Source organism: Paenibacillus sp. A3M_27_13 (assembly GCF_024213315.1).
Classification (GTDB): Bacteria; Bacillota; Bacilli; order Paenibacillales; family Paenibacillaceae; genus Paenibacillus; species Paenibacillus polymyxa_B.
The window spans coordinates 448,239-467,346 of the sequence record NZ_JANAVE010000003.1; the positions used below are offsets into that span (position 1 = coordinate 448,239).

19 protein-coding genes and 1 riboswitch are annotated in these 19,108 nt (G+C 48.7%); of the genes, 18 read left to right on the top strand and 1 reads right to left on the bottom strand.

Features of this window, described 5'->3' with window-relative positions; genetic code table 11:
• Positions 1-88: 88 nt before the first annotated feature.
• The 6 genes from NLX82_RS14980 (at position 89) to NLX82_RS15005 (ending at position 5,393) form a co-directional block, all read left to right on the top strand.
• Positions 89-487: a Fur family transcriptional regulator gene (locus tag NLX82_RS14980; RefSeq protein ID WP_254348439.1), complete on the top strand. Its 399-nt coding sequence runs from the start codon at positions 89-91 to the stop codon at positions 485-487.
• Entirely contained in the window at positions 460-1,299 is an 840-nt protein-coding gene (locus tag NLX82_RS14985) for a winged helix-turn-helix domain-containing protein (protein ID WP_254348441.1), read from the top strand. The genes NLX82_RS14980 and NLX82_RS14985 overlap by 28 nt, the downstream gene beginning before the upstream one ends.
• Positions 1,300-1,445: 146 nt before the next feature.
• Positions 1,446-1,859: a BlaI/MecI/CopY family transcriptional regulator gene (locus NLX82_RS14990; protein ID WP_023990807.1), complete on the top strand. Its 414-nt coding sequence runs from the start codon at positions 1,446-1,448 to the stop codon at positions 1,857-1,859.
• A 3-nt stretch (positions 1,860-1,862) separates the two neighbouring features.
• Positions 1,863-2,723, top strand: a complete 861-nt coding sequence (locus NLX82_RS14995) for a M56 family metallopeptidase (protein WP_028540752.1) — start codon at positions 1,863-1,865, stop codon at positions 2,721-2,723.
• Positions 2,724-2,842: 119 nt separating this feature from the next.
• On the top strand, positions 2,843-3,250 hold the full coding sequence (locus NLX82_RS15000; RefSeq protein WP_028540751.1) for a DoxX family protein: 408 nt from the start codon (positions 2,843-2,845) through the stop codon (positions 3,248-3,250).
• 154 nt (positions 3,251-3,404) lie between these two features.
• Entirely contained in the window at positions 3,405-5,393 is a 1,989-nt protein-coding gene (locus NLX82_RS15005) for a methyl-accepting chemotaxis protein (protein WP_254348443.1), read from the top strand.
• A gap of 95 nt (positions 5,394-5,488) precedes the next feature.
• On the opposite strand, the gene NLX82_RS15010 is transcribed toward NLX82_RS15005, so the two are convergent.
• The gene (locus NLX82_RS15010; protein WP_254348445.1) at positions 5,489-6,469 is read right to left on the bottom strand and encodes a DMT family transporter; all 981 of its coding nucleotides are present in this window, start codon (positions 6,467-6,469) and stop codon (positions 5,489-5,491) included.
• A gap of 181 nt (positions 6,470-6,650) precedes the next feature.
• Between NLX82_RS15010 and NLX82_RS15015 the strand changes: the two genes are divergently transcribed.
• The 12 genes from NLX82_RS15015 (at position 6,651) to cobK (ending at position 19,095) form a co-directional block, all read left to right on the top strand.
• Complete coding sequence (locus NLX82_RS15015; RefSeq protein WP_254348448.1) at positions 6,651-7,508, top strand: LysR family transcriptional regulator; 858 nt, start codon at positions 6,651-6,653, stop codon at positions 7,506-7,508.
• A gap of 69 nt (positions 7,509-7,577) precedes the next feature.
• Positions 7,578-8,291, top strand: a complete 714-nt coding sequence (locus tag NLX82_RS15020; protein WP_069080099.1) for a pirin family protein — start codon at positions 7,578-7,580, stop codon at positions 8,289-8,291.
• 15 nt (positions 8,292-8,306) lie between these two features.
• A complete protein-coding gene (locus tag NLX82_RS15025; RefSeq protein WP_023990800.1) occupies positions 8,307-8,645 on the top strand; it encodes a hypothetical protein in 339 nt (112 codons plus the stop codon).
• A gap of 179 nt (positions 8,646-8,824) precedes the next feature.
• The gene (locus NLX82_RS15030) at positions 8,825-10,450 is read left to right on the top strand and encodes a spore germination protein (protein ID WP_023990799.1); all 1,626 of its coding nucleotides are present in this window, start codon (positions 8,825-8,827) and stop codon (positions 10,448-10,450) included.
• Entirely contained in the window at positions 10,450-11,667 is a 1,218-nt protein-coding gene (locus NLX82_RS15035; RefSeq protein ID WP_028540746.1) for a Ger(x)C family spore germination protein, read from the top strand. Before NLX82_RS15030 ends, NLX82_RS15035 begins: the two co-directional genes overlap by 1 nt.
• The gene (locus tag NLX82_RS15040) at positions 11,660-11,884 is read left to right on the top strand and encodes a hypothetical protein (protein WP_023990797.1); all 225 of its coding nucleotides are present in this window, start codon (positions 11,660-11,662) and stop codon (positions 11,882-11,884) included. The genes NLX82_RS15035 and NLX82_RS15040 overlap by 8 nt, the downstream gene beginning before the upstream one ends.
• A gap of 43 nt (positions 11,885-11,927) precedes the next feature.
• Positions 11,928-13,082, top strand: coding sequence for a GerAB/ArcD/ProY family transporter (locus NLX82_RS15045; RefSeq protein WP_028540745.1), 1,155 nt, complete (start codon positions 11,928-11,930; stop codon positions 13,080-13,082).
• 101 nt (positions 13,083-13,183) lie between these two features.
• Positions 13,184-14,035: a uroporphyrinogen-III synthase gene (locus NLX82_RS15050; protein ID WP_068938986.1), complete on the top strand. Its 852-nt coding sequence runs from the start codon at positions 13,184-13,186 to the stop codon at positions 14,033-14,035.
• A 206-nt stretch (positions 14,036-14,241) separates the two neighbouring features.
• Positions 14,242-14,796: an LOG family protein gene (locus NLX82_RS15055; RefSeq protein WP_023990794.1), complete on the top strand. Its 555-nt coding sequence runs from the start codon at positions 14,242-14,244 to the stop codon at positions 14,794-14,796.
• 57 nt (positions 14,797-14,853) lie between these two features.
• A riboswitch (cobalamin riboswitch) is annotated at positions 14,854-15,039 on the top strand.
• A 311-nt stretch (positions 15,040-15,350) separates the two neighbouring features.
• Complete coding sequence (gene cobJ, locus NLX82_RS15060; RefSeq protein WP_028540743.1) at positions 15,351-17,147, top strand: precorrin-3B C(17)-methyltransferase; 1,797 nt, start codon at positions 15,351-15,353, stop codon at positions 17,145-17,147.
• A 92-nt stretch (positions 17,148-17,239) separates the two neighbouring features.
• Positions 17,240-18,319 carry a sirohydrochlorin chelatase gene (locus NLX82_RS15065; protein ID WP_254348450.1) on the top strand — a complete coding sequence of 360 codons (1,080 nt, stop codon included), beginning with the start codon at positions 17,240-17,242 and terminating at the stop codon, positions 18,317-18,319.
• Entirely contained in the window at positions 18,316-19,095 is a 780-nt protein-coding gene (cobK, locus tag NLX82_RS15070; protein ID WP_053326309.1) for a precorrin-6A reductase, read from the top strand. Before NLX82_RS15065 ends, cobK begins: the two co-directional genes overlap by 4 nt.
• The last annotated feature ends 13 nt before the right edge of the window (positions 19,096-19,108 follow it).

Here is a 19,108-nt window from a genome sequence, read left to right on the forward strand (position 1 = left end):
TTAAGATTTATACTTATTCTAAGTTGATCTTTATTGTGATTGTAATTTTGTAATTAATATAATCTGCGTTGGTTAAGGGAGATGCGGTATGAGAACTTTAAATTTAACTTCGCAGCGCCAAGCGGTATATGATGTGGTTCGTGAAGCCCACGATCATCCTACTGCGGCTGATGTTATGAATCGGTTGATGGAGCGCGGATATAATCTGGCCTATGGAACAGTATATAATTCCCTACGTTATTTGACGGATAAGGAATTAATCCGTGAATTGAAGCTGGGGGAAGCTGCTAGTCGTTATGATGGACGGATGGACGATCATCAGCATATTATTTGTCAGGTATGCGGCCGAGTAGATGAAGTAATGAGTGAAGTCCCACATGATTGGATTGACACGGTTGCGCATGAAACGGGGTATAATATTGCCCATGCCCATGTCGTATTCGGAGGAGTGTGTAAGGAATGTCAAAGCAAGCGAATCAGATATTGAATCGTTTCAAAGTGGCTGACATGCCTAGACGGGTGAAGGGCAGTTGGACATCGATGTTAGCAGCTCCCTCTACACCTACGTTGCAGACCGTTCCCTCCAATGAGCCTTTGTATTGTCCGACTACACGTCGTATCATTCTGATCAGTTCGGTACCGGGTGTAGTTCATGGGTTGGTGCGTACGTTGTCAGATGCGTGTTTTGATGTGATGGTTTTTCATCGCTGGGAGCCTGAAGTGCAGCGTCATCTGGGAAGCGATCTGTTGATTTACGATTTGACCGCCACCGAACCACAGAGTGAATTACTGGATATCCGCAATCGTCTCGAGGTAGAACACATGAAAGACACACCGGTTATGTATGTGGTTCAGGATCGGGTGTCTGTACATGCGCATGAGCTGCTTCCTTCAGAAGAGGTGCTGGTGTGGCCGCTGGCTGCCAATCATATGGTGCATGACATTGAACGGATGATTGTACGCCATCCTGCCGCTTCCCGTCAGGCCGCGCAAGCCAGCCGTCGTACGGTATTCAAGGACATCTGGATTGATCGAGATAAAATGCTGGTATATAAAGAAGAGAGTCAATTGAATCTGACTAAAACAGAATACGATTTGCTGCTGAAGCTGATTGATGCTCAAGGCAAAGTGATCTCCCGCGAGCAAATGATGCACGATATCTGGGAGACGGATTTTGTAGGCGGCAGCAACGTTGTAGATGTGCATGTCAAAAGTTTGCGCAAGAAGCTGGATGATCGACCTGCAGAACCTGAATATATTGCAACCGTAAGAGGTGTAGGATACAGATTGGCAGATTGAACTAAAAGCTATGAATACCGATGAATTTCCGCCGGATGGAGACATTCGGCGGTTTGTATATGATTCCATGAAGAAACTGACATTAGGTGTGACGGTTGACTTTATCCGGATATATACACTACAATCGGTAGTGTGAGGTGCTTCTTATGAAACGACTGAATTTTAAAGCTGGCGAAACCGGGCTTAACCGATTTTTCGGACCTCTGGAAGCCAAAATTATGGATATTTTATGGTCCACTTCGGATCGGAGTATCAAAGAAGTGCAGACCGCGTTGGAGGGGGATCGGGACTTTAACTTCAATACGGTAATGACCGTGATGAACCGTTTAGTGGAAAAGGGAATACTGAGTAAGAGTATACGTGGGAGAACGTCTTTATATCGTCCAGTATTAAGCAGGGATGAGTTCATGGATGAGCAATCCAAGGGACTGAGTCACGAATTGGTTGATGAATTTGGTCCGCTTGCTGTCAATCATATGATTGATGCTCTGGAGGTGGCCGATCCGAAGTTGATCGAACGTCTGGAACAAAAAATTAAACAATGGAAAAAGGATATGTAGACGATGTGGAAAACACGTTCTAAATTACTGTTTACAGCAGGCGCCTTGATTTCGGGTTTCGCCCTTATACAGATGGGTATGTACGCCGGGCAGCATGTTTTCGGCTGGAAATTGAATTATAACGTGTTTCAAATATGCAGAAGCTTGTTGCAGCACTACGGAATCGGCTATATGGTGGATGCACTCAGCGGGCTGGTTCTCGTTACCTTCACTATCGCCGGAGGAGAAGCAGTCAGACAGTGTATGGCTACCAGGGCAGCTTTTCGCAGACTGCACCGAATGCGTGACCTGCCGCTGACTGAAGCACTGGGTGAGCGATATCGTGAACTCGGGACCGATCGGATATGGGTCATTGATTATGCCAAGCCAGCCGCCTTCACCATGGGATTATGGAAGCCACGTATTGTATTGTCCTCTGCACTATTGTCCGTACTGGACAAGCACGAGGAAGAAGCGGTCATATACCATGAAGCCTATCATATGAAACATTATGATCCGTTGAAGACCTGGTTGCTGCAAGTGTGTGCTAAACAGCTATTTTACTTGCCGGTGCTGCGTCACATTACCAATCATTATAAGACGGCCCGTGAAATTTTGGCTGATAACGAAGCGATTCATCGAGCTGGTTCACCAGTTGGGATTGGGAGCGCATTGCTCAAGCTTCTGAGTATGACGCCTGCCAATACTCGCCTGGTAAACTCCGCCGCTTGTTCCTCGTTTGCAGAAACGTCCATTAATTATCGTATCTCTCGTATTTTAGACCCTCAGCAAGAACCTGTCATTCAAATGCCTTGGCGTTCGATTATGTTTTCCAGCTATGTGCTAGTGATGCTGACACTTATGTTCGCACTGGCGCTAATCTAGTTGGACAAGAAATGTTTCCTACGGGTGGCGCTTTTCGCGCTCCCGATTCTCGATGTGCAATACACTACACTATGTAGTTTGTTACAGGATTTTTATACAACTTAAAAGGAGATGAGCAAATGAATCAAACGCTTATGAATATTGGATTGTTGTTGGTACGAATCTTTACAGGGGTTATTTTTATCGTTCACGGTGCACAAAAGTTTCAGGGATTAGACGGAACCTCTGGTTTCTTCCAAAGCATCGGACTCCCTGGTTGGATGGCTCCTGTGGTCGCCACGGTTGAGCTGGTTGGGGGTATTGCACTGGTTCTGGGTATCGGAACACGACTGGCTGGTGCGGCATTGACCATCGTTATGATCGGTGTATTGCTAACCGCTAAAAAAGGACAGCCTTTTGGCTCGATTGAATTTGATCTGCTGATTCTGTTCACCAGCCTTCAGCAAGCGCTTGTCGGTGGACGTTTTCTGGCAGTGGATCAGTTATTTGGCCGTAAAAAGGCTGAAAATAGTAACGTACAGGTCTAAATGTTCATATAACCGCGTCCTTAGTCTCATAGGGCGCGGTTTTTGTTTTTCTCCTTTGTGAAATTTTATTGTAAATCATTTGTTACTTTCAACCGATATAACTAACACTGAATGTAATTCAAATATATCGTTTTATGAGCAAAGGGGAAAAAACATGGGAACAACGCGAAAGAGAAAAACTATATGGACACTCAGGAACAAGCTAAGTTTAGGCTTTTTGCTTGTTTTGCTGATTCCGAGCTTAAGTATTTCCATTGCGACCTATAAATCATCATATAATGCTATGGAAAAACAGCTCTACAGCAGTGCAAATCAGGGTGTAGCGACGGCTAACTCGATTATTGAATATGCAATCGCCAGTAAAATTAAAGATGCGAAGTATTTGGCGGAGCGTCTGGACGCCTCAATGATAGATGGTCGAAACAGCCCATTGATTCAGCCCAAACTGATTCAATACAAGGGCTTGCACGAAGATGCGACGGATATTTTTGTTGGAACACCGGACGGGCTGATGATTCGGGGGGTGCCCAAGGAGGACGAAGGGACATTTGATCCTCGCACACGGCCATGGTACATCGAAGCGATGAAGCAACCCGGTAAGGTAGCGATCACCCCTGTTATCATCAATTCATCGGGTATTCCTGTTGTGGTGGTATCTCAGACGCTTTCCGACCAGTCCGGGGTTATCGGGATTTCTCTAAATCTGGAAAGTGTACGCAAACTGGCCTCCATCAAAGTCGGCCAGGAGGGGTATATCATCATTTTGGATCATACGAAAAAATTTGTAGTCCACCCTACAGCTAAGCCGGGTACATCTCTTGATGCAAGCTTTATAAATGATATGTATGCTGCGCAGAGCGGGCAGTATACATATGTGTATGAAGGCCAAGAGAAGTACCTGAACTATGTAACGAATAAAGATACCGGCTGGAAAATAGCAGGTACCTTCTATCAATCCGAGATTAGCGATGCCACCGCTGCCATACGTTATGTAACCATTTTTGTGTTGGCTGCCTCATTGGTGATTGCGCTTATCGCGATTTTCCTGATCACCCGTTCTGTTCTGGTACCGATTCGTAAGCTGCAAAAATCAGCAGAACGAATCAGTGAAGGAGATTTGACGGGCGATTTGGAAACTGGAAAAACGGATGAGGTAGGCGAATTGTCTTCTCACTTCCAAACTATGGTCGATAGTTTGCGCACGATGATTCGAAGCGTACACGAAACGACAGATCGGGTAAGTTCTTCAGCGGAGGAGCTGGCTGCGGGTGCAGATCAGACAACCCAAGCGATTGAGCATGTCACCATTGCTATCCAGGAAGTAGCTGTGGGCAGCGAACGTCAGGTGCAGAGCGTCAAGCACGGCTCCGTAAATATGGAGGAGCTTGCTCAGCAAGCAGCGAACGTATCCGAGCGTATGGTGGGCGTATCTGAACATGTGAAGATGAACGCCGAGTCTGCTCAGGAGGGCAGCAAGGCTGCTACGCAGGCTGTCCAGAAGATGCATGACATCGACGAGACTGTCAATGATCTCGGACAGGCCATGGACTCTCTCAATGAGCGCTCCGGTGAAATCGTGAATATTATCAGCGTTATATCCGGTATTGCCAAACAGACGAATCTGTTAGCTCTGAATGCGTCCATTGAGGCCGCACGCGCTGGGGATCATGGTAAGGGATTTGCCGTGGTCGCCACGGAGGTACGTAAGCTAGCTGAGGAATCAGCGAAATCGGCTACTTTGATCTCGGAGCGCATTGAAGCGATGCAGGTGGATATGAATCATGCTCTGGGCGCTATGCATCAAGCGCGGACACGGGTGACGGAAGGCATTGATTCGGTAACCACGTCTGAGCAATCCTTTGCGGAAATCAGCCAGGCCGTGGAACGAGCTATGGTACATATCAATGACATTACCGGAGTGACTCAGGAAATGGCACGGGGGACTGTAGGTGTCGTAGATATTATGAGCGATATTGCCCACATTTCGGACGAGGCAGCGAGCAACACCGAGTCGATCTCAGCAGCGGCTGAGCAACAGCTCGCTTCTATTGAGGAAATTGCTTCATCTACAGCGGACCTGAGCCAAATGGCAGAGGAATTGCGCGAACTGGTTGGACGTTTTCAGGTTGAAGGAAAATCCTAAAATGATAAAAAGCGCCCGGATACAGGAGATTATACTCTGTATCCAGGCGCTTTTTTAATGTGTTTAGCATAATTTCTGGTTTGCAGGGTTAGAAGTTAACGTTGGAAGGACTTGCGGCGATCCAGACGCAAACGGACATCCCGTGAGCTGTCGGAAGGACGCAGCGAACTTCTCTGAAACATATTGTTCAGAATCAGTGCGAAAATGACCAGCACTGTCCCATATAGTTCAAAACGGCTAATGACATAACCTTGGAAGTACATGAGTACCAGCGTGGTAATCGGTACAAAGTTAATAAATAGAATTCCGTTCAGTGGAGACAGCTTTCGGATTCCGGCATTCCAGCTAAGCAGGGCAGCTAGCCCTGGAAGCAGGATCATAAAGCTCATTTCGTATTTAACTGACCACACAGCCTGCCAGTCCGGTACCACAATCCAGTTGAAAGCAGAGGCAAATGTGACGACTACGAAGGAGACGAGAGTTCCCAGCAGGCAGGTTAGAGTTGAATACCGAAGAGTAGACCATCCTGCAAAATGGCTGCCTCCCATGGAATATACGACCCATCCGACGACGCCTACGAAAATAAGCAGCAGCGGTAGTAAATGTTGTCCGGCAAGCGTGAAAAAGGTCCATTTTCCGTTCGTGATCACTAGTAAAGCCCCAGCCAGCGCAATCACCATGCTGATTAGTGTATATTTCGGAGGCATTTTACGGGTCATGATCCACACCATCGCAATGGAAATCATCGGCATTAGAACTTCCATTATAGAGGCTACGAGAGTACCTGCTGCCCCCATCGCGTGCTGTCCCTGGAAAACGGCCATATTATAAATGGTGAATCCCATGGTCCCGAAGAATAACAACGTCTTGCCCTTGCCCTCAAAGCGAAATGCTGTCCGTCCCTCTTTGAGCCACAATAGCACGACTAAAATGAGTGTAACCGATAAATAGCGCAAAAACGAAAAGTACAGTGGATTGATATGTTGTAATGCAATGTGCGAAACCGGAAACATCGCCCCCCAGGACATACTGGCGATTAGGCATAATAAAGATCCGGTCATGATTTGTCTGTTCATGGTGTACAAAAGCTCCTCCTTGCCGGTCTCAGCGGACATATCTTATGGACACATCATAAAGGATAGGAAGCTGTTGGTAAAATGATTGAAAATAAACATTATGATCATTTAAAATGATAATAAGTGACAAGGCGCGTCAATTTTGATGGCCCCTTGTCCTTCACAATAAGGGGGAGCAGTAGTGGATCTGAACGATTTAAACATTTTCCAGACGGTCGCTGCGCATGGCAGTGTCAGCAAGGCTGCAGCCGAGCTTAGCTATGTCCAGTCCAATGTAACGGCCAGAATCAAGCTGCTCGAAAAGGAACTGCAAACGCCTTTATTTAATAGACATAAGCGGGGCATGATCCTCAATGCCGAGGGCAAGCGTCTGCTGCAATATACGAAAAGCATTTTATCGCAATTTGAGGAAATGAAACATGCGTTTCAGAATACCTCTACACCTTCGGGGGTGCTGGAGATTGGCATTGTGGAGACTGTCATTGCCCTCCCGGCCATTTTACATGCTTACTATAGCAAGTACCCGGATGTCGAGTTGTCCCTCAAGGCCGGGGTTACAGAGTCTCTGGTGCAGGAGGTTGCAGAAATGCGGCTGGATGGAGCTTTTGTGACCGGGCCGGTCAAGCATCCGCTGATTGAACAGTTTGATGTGTTTCAGGAAAAACTGGTCCTCGTATCCCAAGGAGATGACTTTTCTGTCGAGGATCTTACAACCCGTCCACTCCTGCTGTATAAAAAAGGTTGCGGCTACCGGGGACGGCTGGAAACCTGGCTCAAGATGGAGGGGATTATTCCTAAGCAGATTATGGAGTTTGGGACATTTGAGACAATTATCGGCAGTGTGGCGGCCGGTATTGGAATGACTGTTTTTCCCGAATCGTCGATTAGCGGGCTGGTGACTCAAGGCCTTGTATGCGGTCATGCGATGCCTGAGCCGTACAATGAAGTAACAACGGTGTTTATCCGGCGTAAGGAAGCCTTTGTTACCAGTACTTTGCAGTCTTTTATAGATGAGATTATTACTCAGACAGAGGCGTAGCATTATCGCTTGGGCTCGGTTACAATGAGAGGGATTTGATCTCATTTTTCTTCCTGAAGGAGGGCTATTATGTTTACAATATATCCAGCGGCTTCCCGATTCAGCTTCGATAAGGGCTGGCTGCGGGGGAGTCACAGCTTTTCATTCGCGGAGTATCAGGATGAGAACAATACAGCGTTTGGTCCTATGCGTGTCTGTAATGACGATGTCATCGCACCGGGACGGGGATTTGGGGCGCATCCGCACAGTGATATGGAGATTGTTTCGATTGTGCTGTATGGGGAACTGCGTCATGAAGACAACCGTGGACATGTAGCGGTGACCGGTTTTGGAGGCATTCAGCGAATGTCAGCGGGGCACGGCATCATTCATACGGAGCACAACGCTTCACAAACGGAGGATGTCAGTCTGCTGCAATTGTGGTTTAGCCCGCATACGAGAGGACTGAAACCGTCATATGAGGCTACAGCATTCAATCCTGAGCGTCTTCAAGGTCAGCTTCTGCCTGTCGTTGCCGGAAAGCGTGTACCAGGCACAGAGGGTGAAATAGCTGCAATCAACCAGGATTTAACGATTTATTTAAGCAAGCTTCAGCCTGGAGAGCAAGTAGAATTCACACAGGCCGAGGGTCGGCGCGTGTTCCTGTTCGTCATCGAAGGCTCGCTGCGTGTGAACGGTGAACATATTCTGCAAGGACGCGATTCCGCTCGTATTGAGCAGGAGCCGAAGCTCTCACTGAAAGCAGAAGATTCTGTTTTTTATATGTTGATTGATTTGCCCTAAAAGGAGGTGCGCACAATGGCGCAGCAGGAAACATGGCTGATCAAGCATGCCGTCACGGGACGTAGCTTTGCTGACAGCCGCAAGCAGGTTTTCGATTGCCATTTGGAATCGGCGGACGGCGTGTTTCGCTTTACGCTTCAAGGACTGCCGCATGAGACGGCGGAGGCGATTGTGCGTTATAGCGGGGAGTTGAACGTATTTCGTTTTGTAACGCTGGTAGACGATGGACCCGTGGTGAAGCATTGGTATTACGTCACCCCGGAAAGCGTGGAATATCATGATCAGACAGATGAGCTTACGTTCAAAGCTAGTTCTGAGATTGAATACCATCCCGAGGAGTATTGGGGAGATTAATCATTCCTTTATCATAAATTTTCAGATTTATAATGGATTTTCGAAGGCCCTGCATCATTGCAGGGCCTTTTTGTTATCTGTTCAACATGTTGAGTTCATTGGATACATAATCCTTTGCAGGCTGGTACATCCTATATGTCATATTATCTGTTCGGCTCATTCGTAAAGGGGGAATAACGATGAAGAAAGGGCGCTTTCCCAAGTTGCCGAAGCCACCGTGGAGCCGGCGAGCGATTCCAGCCGCAGACCGCAAGACACGAAATTTCAATGTGCCTAAAGGACTGCCTGAGTCTTCATGGCTAGAACAGCCGCTGCGTAGCAGTGTGGAAGACAATTTGATTGCTTTGCGTGATATTTTCAAGGATTGCTCTGATATCGTCTATCGAGAGCTCATGATTTCCCCTGAACGCAAAGGGTTATTGGCTTATTTTGAAGGTACGGTAAAATCGGAGGATTTGCAGGACCATATTCTGCGGCCTGTCATTCTGGGCATGATGCTCAAGGACCCTGAAGTGAACGGCAAATTGGAGCCGCTGGATGAAACTCGTATCTCCATGTCCCAGACCAAAACGATGGACGAATGGAAGATGGTATCGGCAGCGATACTGGACGGCAATGCCGCCTTGTTTGTAGATGGCACGCCTCGTGCGTATATTTTTAGCGCCAAGGGGGGTGTCCGCCGTGGAGTGGAGGAACCGCAGACCGAATCGGTTATTCGTGGACCGCGTGAAGGATTCACAGAGACACTTCGCGTCAATACGGCACTGTTACGTTTCAAATTGAAAACCTCCAAGCTCAAGATGTACAGCATGACCATCGGAACAGAAACTCAAACGAGCGTCGTCCTTACTTATATTGAAGGGATCATAGATCCAAAACTGGTGGAGGATGTTAAAAAAAGGCTTAGCGATATTAAAATTGATGGTGTTCTGGAGACTGGATATATTGAGGAACTGATTGAGGATCACCCGTTTTCGCCGTTTCCGCAAATGGAATACACCGAACGCCCGGATACCGTCACTGCGCAATTATTGGAAGGACGTTTTGCTATTTTTGTAGACGGAACGCCCTTTGCCCTGATTGGGCCAGTCACGATGTGGCAGATGATGCAAGCGAGCGAAGACTATTACGAGCGCTTTTTTATCAGTAATATGGTGCGCTGGATTCGTTTTCTTTTTCTCATATTGGCTCTCTTTCTGCCTGCATTATATGTAGCGGTGACGACCTATCATCATGATATGCTGCCGACGACGCTTATTTTGAGTATTGCGGCAGCGCGTGAGTCTATCCCTTTCCCCGCTTTGGTGGAAGCACTAATGATGGAAATTTCCTTTGAAGCGTTACGAGAAGCGGGGATTCGTCTCCCCAAAACGGTCGGTCAGGCTGTCAGTATCCTTGGAGCGCTAGTCATCGGTCAGGCCTCTGTACAAGCAGGGATTGTATCGGCCCCGATGGTCATTATTGTGTCGCTCACAGGTATTGCGTCGTTTACCATCCCGCGTTTTAACTTTGCCATCACAGTTCGTCTGCTACGATTTCCAATTATGCTGATGGCGGGATTATTCGGATTGTTTGGGATCATTATTGCGACAACGCTGATTGCTACGCATCTAACCAAGCTAACATCGTTTGGTGTTCCTTATATGAGCGGATATAGCCCATACAAACATATGGATCAAAAGGATATCGTCGTTCGTGCGCCTTGGTGGAAAATGACTAAACGTCCTTCCTGGATTGGTAAAGACAACAACAAACGAGCGAAGGAAAAGATGAATGGATCGCCTACAACCGAGGAGGGATGGTGATGAAGCCCAAATCCGATGCACAACAAATACGTAAAGCGGCTGTGCTCTGTTGTCTGCTGCTTTGTTCTGTTCTTTTGGGAGGATGCTGGGATCGCCGTGAAGTGAACGATGTGGCCTTTGTGATGGGTACGGGTCTGGATAAAGAAGGCGATCAATATCGGGTAACGATGCAAATCGCTTTGCCCGGACAACTTGGATCTTCGGGCAGTACAGGAGGAGGGGGAGGTACAAGTGGTACGAAATCCTACTACCTGGAGTCCAAAACAGGCCCAAGCTTCCGGGGAGCAAGCACCGAGGAACAGCGTGCGGTTTCGCGAACGCTGAATTACTCCCATCGACGGGTGCTGCTGTTCGGTGAGACGCTGGCGCGGGAAGGGATTAACAAAATGATGGATGTACTGGCGCGTATTCCGCAAAACCGTCTGTCTTCCCTGGTTGTTATTACGAAGGGATCAGCGATGGAAGTGCTTCAGGCAGATGCCCCGATTGAGCAATATCCGGCAGAAATGGTGCGTGAGCTCAACTATTCCTATATGAAAAAACCTCGTTCTGTTAAGCTGCTGATAAATTCCGTCCTGCTGGATGGTATTGACCCGGTGGTGCCGGTGATGTCTCTGGTGAAGAATGGCCCCTCTAATCTTAAAGACAAGAAGACAAATATTCAGGTCGATGGGCTAGCTGTATTTCGGAAAGACAGGTTAACAGGGATTATAGATAACCACCTCAGTCGATTCCTGCTTTTGGGTATGGAGCAAGCCAAGGAGACAGAAATATTTATCCACCCTCCCAAAGGTAGAGGCTACATATCTGTACACCTCATCGAAAATAATGTCCATATCAAGCCATATATTCGTGGGAACGATATTCGCATGACCGTTCATATGAACTGTAACGGGAATGTGAAGGAAAATGAGACGGATTTCGATATTTCCAACGAGGAAAATTTGAAGTGGCTGGAACAGCAGACAGCCGAGGAAATTAAGAGGGAGCTGGGAGAGGGTGTCAAGGTGATCCAGCAAAAATATCACTCAGACGTACTTGGTTTGGGCCGGGCTATTATTACGAGTCATCCGGATGAATGGGAACGGATTAAACCTCAATGGGATCAACTGTATCCCAAGGTGGAGGTCACTATAGATCCGGTCGTGCATATTGAAAATATCGGTGCGGTCACCAAACCATTCGGGGTCAAAAAGGAGCAAATCCAGAATGAATAAAGTATTTCTATTACCTTTATTGCTGGCTATGCTCTTCATGTATCTGATTGACCGCAAAAGTATTAGGGATGCACCTGCCGTCAATCGCTGGATCTCACGCGTATTGTATGTCATTAGCATTGGTGTCTGGATTTACGGAACATCAACGAAGAGCACTGTTTATGTGGCTACATGGCTGGCCCGTTTTATTGACATGTGGCTCCCCCCTACGTTGTAAATCGTGTAATGGATGCCTGCGGGCAAAAGGAGGATGTACCTGCATGAGACAGTTCACAACCAGACAAATCGTGCTGCTTGGTGTATTGATGGAGGTCGGTATTACCCTTGTACATGCTCCGGCGCAGGCAGCAGATTACGCGAATCAACATGCCTACTGGACCTGTGTAATTGCAGCTATCGTGCTATGCTTGCCGATCTGGGCCATGTTGAGACTCAAGCGGCGTTTTCCTGATCAGGACCTGATGCAGGCCATGGTGAGCTCTCACCCTGTGCTAGGACGTATGCTGCTTGCAGTCTACCTTATTTTATTTCTGATCATTTTTGCACGGGATTTGAGAATTATCACGGATTTGGTGGAGGTTGTACTTTTGCCGCTGACTCCGATTGTTGTCGTATCTCTTATTTTGCTTTTGACTCTGGCGTTTATGGCCAAAGGCGGAATAAGCACCATCGTGAATATGACCGAGATTTTTGTACCTTTGTTGATTCTGACGCTGCTGACCATGCCGCTTTTTTTCGGGCGTAATATGGATTTTTCGGTACTGAGACCCTATTTACATCCGGAAGTAGATGGAGTGATCAAGGGCAGCTGGCGCATGCTGGGATATATGGCCGATATCATGATGGTTCCCTTTGTGATTTCTGGGAAGAGCTATAATGGGCGTAGTGCGTGGTATGGGCATTTGCTCGGAACCGCATTTCTGACCATGCTGATGTTGCTGTCGGAGTTGGTTATTGGTGTTCCTATCTTGTCCCGGCTATTTTATCCATCCTATGAACTAGTGCGTCAATTGCAGCTAACGGACTTTCTGGATCGGTTCGACTTGTTCGTGGCAGCACTGACTGTACCGACCTTTCTTACGAAGATTGGGGTTGACCTGTACGTTACCAGTTTGGCAGTAAAGCGTATGTTTGCCCATGCATGGGGAAGTCTGATGGTTTGGCCCGTAGGTTTGTTGGGTTACGTCTGTTCGTTTATGCTGTTCTCCAACATCGTGCAAATTTATGATTTCAGCCGGGAGTGGACCGCGGTGATGATCATTTTTTTTGTTATCATGCCCTTGTTGCTATGGATGTTGCTCCGACCCAAATCTAAAGGGAGAGGCGGAGATGATAAGGCATCTAACGGAGAGCGGGATAGCAGTAGTCAGAAAGAAAGCCAGCATGGAGGCAGAACAGGACACGACCACTTATAAGATTACTGTATTTATCGGAAAAGTAATTCTTATTTGTCTTTTACCCCTCTGATTGTATACTTGGTAGAAAGAAATACGACTTCTACAAGGGAGGCAACAGAATGGCACAACGCATGGCAGGTAAGAGAGTCGCTCTTGCTGGTCCCCGTAAAGCAGAAGAAATGGCGCTGCTAGTTGTGAAGATGGGGGGTGAGCCAGTACAGCGCCCGGCCCAAGGCACCGTTTTTTTGGATGATATCGAGCTGCGCAACGCTGTTGTATCGTGGGTGAAGCACCCTCCGGACTGGTACATCTTCACGACAGGTATGGGGCTGGATGCCCTGTTTGATATGGCAGAGGATATGGGCGTGGCCGAGCAGATTATGGAGTTGCTGCAATCCTCCAACATTGCAGCGCGGGGCTACAAGACGGTCAATGGACTCAAAAAGCGTGGCTTTACGCCAGCAGTACGAGACGAGGACGGAAGTTTGATCGGATTGACAGGAGCTTTCGCCCCATACGATCTGAAGGGGAAGGAAGTACTGTTGCAACTGCATGGCGATCCAGCTCCACGGTTGGTAAAGTGGCTGGACGAGCAGGGGGCAGTGACCCGCCAGGTACTTCCTTATAAGCATATCCCACCTGAGGAAGCAAAATTGCAGGCGTTACTGGAGGATGTTATCCATCGTAATGTTGATGCTGTTACGTTTACAAGTGGTCCGCAAATCCGATTTTTGGCCCAATATGCCAGAGAGCAAAATCGAATCGAGGAGTTACTGGAAGCTTTTCGTGAGGATGTGATTGCTGTATCCGTAGGGAAGGTGACTGCACAGTCCATTGTGGAAGAAGGGATTGACCGAGTCGTGTTTCCAACCGAAGAGCGCATGGGCGCGATGATGGTGGAGCTGGGTAAATATTTTGAACATAACGATTCGGTGCATGGCTGTGGTCTGAAGATCGTGAATGGTCATTGAAATGAGATAGAAATTATAAATGCAGTATGCTAAAAAATGAACTTATATTTTGGGATACAGAGTAAAATAAAGATAAGGGCCTACGAGGTCTTTATCTTTTTTTGTTGGACATGCATCGACAAAGATTTTTGTTATAGCGAAAATGTTTATCTAATATAATGAATAAGTTTCGATGCATGATACTTAGGACAGGAGCTGAGACGTTAATGAATTCTATTTGCGTATTTGCCGGGTCCAGACCTGGACATTCATCGGTATATGTTGAGGCTGCAGGCAAGCTGGGGGAAGCCATGGCTCGTCATCATATCCGTCTGATCTATGGTGGCTCTAGCAGGGGGCTGATGGGAGAGGTGGCGGATGGAATGCTGGCGGGTGACGGTCAGGTCACTGGCATTATGCCCACCCTATTATTTGATGCAGAGATCATTCATCGGGGAGTTACCGAATTTATTGAGGTAGCAAGCATGCATGAGCGTAAAGCGGCAATGAGCGAGATGGCCGATGCGTTTATCGCCCTTCCGGGTGGCTTGGGAACCTTCGAGGAGCTATTCGAGGTATTGTGCTGGGCGCAAATCGGGATTCATCGCAAGCCGATTGGGCTGCTGAATGTGAATGGATATTTTGACCCGTTAGTAGAAATGGTGCGTCATAGCGTGCAAGAAGGATTTACCGGGGCTGAGCATCCAGCGTTATTAAGTATCTCTGCGGACCCGGACGAATTGCTACATATGTTAAAAAATAAAGCAGAGAACTTGAAATAAAGCGTTTTTCGTGCTTGCACAACTGATTGAGGCAAGGTTATGATAAGACCCATAATCAAATAGCGGACAGACAAGGTGCCTTTGCGGTTGAGCAAAGGGTAACAGGGAATCGGGTGCAAATCCCGAGCGGTCCCGCCACTGTAAGGAAGAGGATTTTTTAAAATGGTCACTCGTGAAAAACGGGGAAGACGAAAGAATCCGTTGATGCCAAGCCAGGAGACCTACCTTGATCTGTATGCACCGTTAACCTTCGCGGAGAGGATGGGTGTACGAAATCAGGAAATCAGGCACACGTTGCTTTTTCCATGTTGGCTAGAGGTTTGCGTGGATATGAACGTGCAGCAGCGTTTGAAGCGTAAACAGTCAGATGGAAAACAACGGCAGGCTGGAGGAAGACAAATAGTGTCTTCTTACGCTGTTTGTTCGTCTGATGAGAGATGCGTACATAGAAACCCCATCCGGGCAGGATGGGGTTTTTTTGAGTTACACGATGTGCATAAATCATTGAAATAGATAGCATAGCTGCCCTGAAAAGGATGAATAGGAGGAGCACGATGAGCCCATTAGGAAAATTGCTGGTGATTGGATTTGGACCAGGAGATATGGAACATATCACAAAACGGGCGCTGGATGCGCTGGCCGAAAGTGAGGTCATTATCGGCTACAATACCTACGTTGATTTGATCCGTCCGTTGTTGAACGGACAGGAGATTGTACGCACAGGAATGACAGAGGAAGTGAGCCGTGCACAGGAGGCGGTTCGCCAAGCAGAGATGGGCAAGAAGGTAGCTGTCATTTCCAGTGGAGATGCGGGAGTCTATGGTATGGCAGGGCTGGTGTATGAGGTGCTGATGCAAAAAGGCTGGCGACGCGAGGACGGGGTTGAGGTAGAAGTCGTACCGGGGATCTCGGCTATTCAGTCCTGTGCATCACTGTTGGGGGCGCCAGTTATGCATGATGCGTGCACGATCAGTCTGAGTGATCATCTAACCCCATGGGAAACGATTGTGAAGCGCGTAGAAGCAGCGGCTTCGGCCGATTTTGTGATTGCATTATACAACCCGCGCAGTGGTCGGCGTACCCGCCAGATTGTGGAGACGCAGTCCATTTTGCTGCGTTACCGCGATCCGCAAACTCCAGTCGGGTTGGTGAAAAGTGCTTATCGTGAACGTCAGCAAGTTATTGTAACGACGCTGGAAGATATGCTGAACCATGACATTGGGATGCTGACGACTGTAATCATCGGCAATTCCTCGACGACGGTGTATGACGGCTTGATCGTGACTCCGCGCGGATATCAGCGCAAATACACATTAGATGCGACCGAGCAGGCACTCAAGCCGCATCAGCGTCTCCGCACGGAAGCGGAGCCGTGGTCGCTGGGCGCACAAGAGGATACACCGCAGGCAGGCGCAGCCCCGACTAAGCCCGCTGGACCCTCCGCGAGCGGCGCTGCGGTTGCGACGCAGGCACGCCCGCAAGCGATGGCTGCCGTGCAGGCAACGACTGCTGTGCAAACCGGCGCAGCCCCGGCATCGCTGGCGGCAGAGGCACTAAGCCGCCTCGCTGTAGGCGGCAAGCTGCCTGGCGCAGCCAACGCTCGCTGGAGCGGGCAAGCGCCTACCGCCGAGAGCACCGCCGGAACGTTAGCGGTGGCCGGAGCGGGGGCCGCGTCCGGGATGGCGACAGGCGGCTTTGGCAAGCCTGCGCTGTTTGAGGTGGGCGTTTCCCCGGGTGTGGGAAACAAGAAGTTCACCGCTCGTCAGATGGCGCTGCTCGCCGAGGTAGCGGGTGATGACGGCGAGCTGGAATACACGCCAGATCATCAGATCGTGCTGCGCGTGCCGTGTGCAGACCCCGAGGAACTGGTCGGACGGCTGCGGGATGAACGATTCATTGTCATGCCGATTGGCGATGTGTTTAAGGTGAAGGCGTGCGACTTCTGCAATATGGAGAAGGATGACGCTGTGCCTGTGGCTGAGCATCTACAGGTTGTACTTGGCGGATTACAGGCACCCAAGGAAACGAGTATTGCTTTGAACGGATGCGGTATGGCCTGCTATGGAGCGGTGCTGGAGGATATCGGAATCGTCTATCGCAAGGGAGGATACGACCTCTTCCTCGGTGGCAAAAAATTCGGTCGCAATGCTCATGCCGCTCAGCCCGTAGCGGAAGGGATTCCGGGCGATCAGATTACTGATATCGTGGAGAACGTCATTGCTGAATATAAGGAAAAAGGGCATCCGAATGAGCGTTTTCATAAATTTTTTAAACGTGTAGGCGTCGTTGCGGGTTTCCGGCATGAAGATGCACCAGCAACGGTAGAAGTGAATGCGGTTTGTGGTGATTAATGGAATGAAGGCCTGATGAACTGGATACAAGCATATATATAAAATAGGGCGTCATGCAGGTTATCCCTATTAAAGAGGAGGAAAAAACAGCAGTGGATGCAATATTGTTGGTTGGACATGGAAGTCGGGACCCGGAGGGGAACCAGGAGCTGCTGGAATTTGCACAGGCAGTGGCAGACCGGGTACCGGATATGTGCGTGGAAACCTGTTTCTTGGAGTTGGCACGTCCCAGCATTGCTGAAGGGATGCAAACATGTGTGGAGAAAGGGGCGACGCGTGTCGTTCTTATTCCGATTATCTTGTTCGCAGCGGTACATGCCAAAATTGATATTCCGATGGCTATTGATCGGGCAAAAGCAAAATATCCGCAGGTGGAATTTGTATACGGGCGCCCGATTGGTGTTCACGAGAAAATCGTCAGCATTCTGCAAAGCCGCTTGAAAGAGGCCCGTCCGGTTGCGATTCCAGCGGGAATGAATAGCGCTGTAGAGGCATTTCCCGAGGTATCCGACGAAGAAACGGCGGTACTTGTGTTAGGACGCGGAAGTAGCGATCCAGATGCGAACAGTGACTTTTTCAAAATCACCCGTATGCTGTGGGAGCAGCTTTCTTATACGTGGGTAGAGAGCAGCTTTATCGGTGTGACGCAGCCTTCTTTTCCCGATGGATTGGAGCGTTGTGTACGATTGGGGGCCAAAAAGATTATCGTGCTTCCCTATTTTCTGTTCACGGGTGTGCTGATTAAGCGCATCGGAGAAATGACCCAGGAATTTGCCGAGGCTCACCCTGCATTACAAGTGGAGATGGGCGGATATTTTGGTTTCCATCCCCAATTGATTGAACTGGTGCTGGAGCGAGCTAAGGAAGGCTTGTTTGGCAAGGTTACGGCCAATTGTGATAACTGCCAGTTCCGTCTGGAGGCGCAGGAGCACCACCATCATCACCACGATCATGATCACCATCACGATCATGATCACCATCATGAGCATGAGCACGACCATGAACATCATCATCATGCACATGAGCACGATCATCATGATCACCATACACACAGCCACGATCACACTCATGAGCATGTCCATGCTCACAGCCATGATGACCATGATCACCATCACGAGCATTCACATACGCCATCTGTAGTGAACGGAAGCGGGCAGGTGAAGGGCACATGATATTCATGCTATGCGGAACGAGCGACGCTCGGGAATTGGCGCTGCAAATCCGTGACAATGGCTTCAACGTATTGACCTCGGTCGTAACCGAAAGCGCGGCAGCCAGCTTGTCCGAAGTGGGACTAGACGTACGTACAGGCCGAATGACAGCCGATGAAATGGCTGCAATGATTCGGGAGCAGGGAATACTGGCCGTCGTTGATGCCAGTCATCCTTTTGCAGAAGAAGCACATGCGAATGCGATGACAGCCGCTCGCGTATCCGGAGTTCCTTATATTCGCTACGAGCGAACGGGACTGGTATATGACAATCATCCGTTGCTCCACATCGTGTCTTCCTATGAAGAGGCCGCATTAGAAGCGAAGCAACTCAAAGGCTCTGTAATGCTTACGACAGGCAGTAAGACGCTCGGCACGTTCACCAAGCATTTACTCGGAGACCCGGAGATTCGTCTGGTTGCACGCATGCTGCCGCGCTTGGACAATATGGAGAAATGCAGCGAACTGGGCATGGAGCAAAAGAATATTATTGCCATGCAGGGACCCTTTTCCCGCGAGATGAATGAAGCATTGTACAAGCACTATGGCACGACCGTGATGGTCACCAAGGAAAGCGGACGCACGGGAGCAGTGGATGAAAAGGTTCAATCTGCATTGGAGCTGGGGATTCACGTACTTTTGATTTCCAGGCCGGAAGTGGAATTTGGCACAGTATTTGATCATTTCGACGGAGTCATCGACGCACTGCGTATAGACAAAGAGGAGTCTGTGCTTTAAGACATAAGCCTAT